Origin of the sequence: Psychrobacter sp., assembly GCF_036731945.1 — a bacterium.
Classification (GTDB): Bacteria; Pseudomonadota; Gammaproteobacteria; order Pseudomonadales; family Moraxellaceae; genus Psychrobacter.
Genome location: NZ_DAINDI010000114.1, coordinates 2,058 through 4,289 on the forward strand (window position 1 = coordinate 2,058; position 2,232 = coordinate 4,289).

The 2,232-nt window shown below is 41.8% G+C and carries 1 protein-coding gene; it reads left to right on the forward strand.

The genetic code is table 11. The features are described from left to right. Window positions 1-918 precede the first annotated feature (918 nt). Window positions 919-2,232 (forward strand): sodium:solute symporter family transporter (locus V7D75_RS14240; protein ID WP_333615093.1); only part of this gene is annotated, 1,314 nt, incomplete at its 3' end.

Genomic DNA, 2,232 nt, shown 5'->3' on the forward strand with positions numbered 1-2,232 from the left:
TATACAAATTATGAGGACGCTTAAAACGACAAACTAGCGGCTACTCTTTTATTATATCCATTTAACTGGATTACCAAATCAACAATCAAGACTGTCTTGAACCTATTTTTTAGTTCAACTCACCTCTCTCTATGTCCTCCTACCCCCTTTCCTAGCCTTTATCCTTCCTTTTTTGCTAGGGATTCGATTAAGTCTCTTGTTTTATCCTAACTCATCCGGTTTATTATTTTCATTTTATAAACTATCTATTAGCTTGTCTTGATGCTAGCTGACTAAAAAGTCTGCGGTAAAATTTGAGATAGCAGACAGAATAGGTTACCCTTACCGCACAAACATGTTACGAGAATTTAACATCGCTGTAGTTTTATTTATCAATGACGAGTAAATACTGGCAACAACTGCCATAAAAATTTACTTATTATCACGACAACGGATGTTCGCTCATAAGCAATAAAAGGATAAAACTCCATCCTAACTATTGCTTAACGCAGCTACTATACACAGCTCCATCTAGCACCGTCCAAGCAGTTTAGGCTCAGTGCTTATCCGTATTTTTGCTAGAGATGCTTAGTCAATAAGCTTCTTTTAGCGTCTCGTTACTCTCGAGTAGGCATCACTTGACAGCGTAATGGTCAATCCATTAACAGACGCCTATTGAGAGTTGCCGTCGTTATTTCTAAGACAAATTTTTAGTCTATATTTTTTTGCAGATATTTGTCCAACAGGCGGTGCTAAATAAAAAAGCAGCATCACATTTAACGTGAGCTTTTGGCTTGCATTACTGTTTATATCATTGCACGGTAGGCAGCAAATGGGACTACTACGCCCTATTACATTCCTAACAGTTTGTGGCATGACTTTTATTGCAAACCTTTATTCTTCAAACAATTGCGAGGTATGAATTTGAAAACTGAGTCATTGTTCCAATTTTCATCAATCACCATTCTTTTACTTTTATTAGGATTTTATGGCGGTACTTACCTGCTGTCTTTATTGATTAAAAAAGATAAGGAAACCACTTCTGGATTTATGGTTGCCGGTCATGGTGTCGGTTTCGGCATGGGCGCGGCGAGTATGACCGCGACTTGGATTTGGGCAGCATCATTTTATGCGGCTGCAACCTCCGGTTATAAATACGGCGTTTCAGGACCGCTACATTATGGTTTTTGGGGCGCTTTGATGATTTTATTCATCTACCCTTTTGGCATGCGTTTTCGCGAACTTGCGCCTAATGGACACACCTTAGGTGAACTTATCCACGCCCGCCACGGATCATCAAGCCAATTAATTTTAGCCATATCTAACCTTATGGGCAGCTTAATTAGCTTGATGGTCAACTTCACTGCTGCTGGTGCTTTGGTATCAGTATTATCGCCGTTATCGTTTCAAACCGGCGTCATTATCGCAGGTGTCGGAGTGCTCAGCTATACGTTAACCTCTGGATTTCGAGCGTCAGTATTTACCGATTTTGCTCAATTGGTTGCTTTGATGGCGATTGGAGTCATCATCATCCCTGCGGTGCTATTTGCCATGGGCGGGCCTTCGGTCATGGTCAGTGGCTTATCAAACTTAACCTTAGAGCAGCAAAACCTGTTTTCTTCTGAAGCCTTTTTTCAGCAAGGGGCGCCTTATTTTGTCGCGGTATTGGCTTATGCCATCGGCAACCAAACCATTACCCAGCGATTATTTGCCATTGATAAAACCAAAATCAAAGCCACTTTTGTCACTGCAACGGTCGGCTACGCGGGCATCGTCATTGGTCTTGGTATGATTGGTTTGATGGCTTTGACGATTGGTATTGAACCGCTTGATGGTAATATGAACAACTTAATCCCGCAAATGGTTAGTACTTATTTGCATCCAGTATTTATTGCCTTGTTCTTTATTTTGGTCATTGGCTCATTATCCTCAACCGCTGACTCAGATTTATCGGCGCTATCAACGATTATGATGGCGGACGTTTATGGCAAAAATATCGCTAAAGGGCGCGTAAAACCAAAAACCATGATGCTGGTTGGACGCTCAACCATGATTATTGCCACCGCTGCTGGATTGATTTTTGCCAGCTTTAAGCTTGATATATTGGTCATGCTGGTCTTCGTTGGCGCATTGTGGGGCACCATTGTATTCCCTGTGATTGCCAGTGTGTTCTGGAATCGCGTCACCAATGTGGCCTTTACCTCAGCCGTCATCATCGGGTTGTTATTATTTTGCGTCGCACGCTTTGAGCTG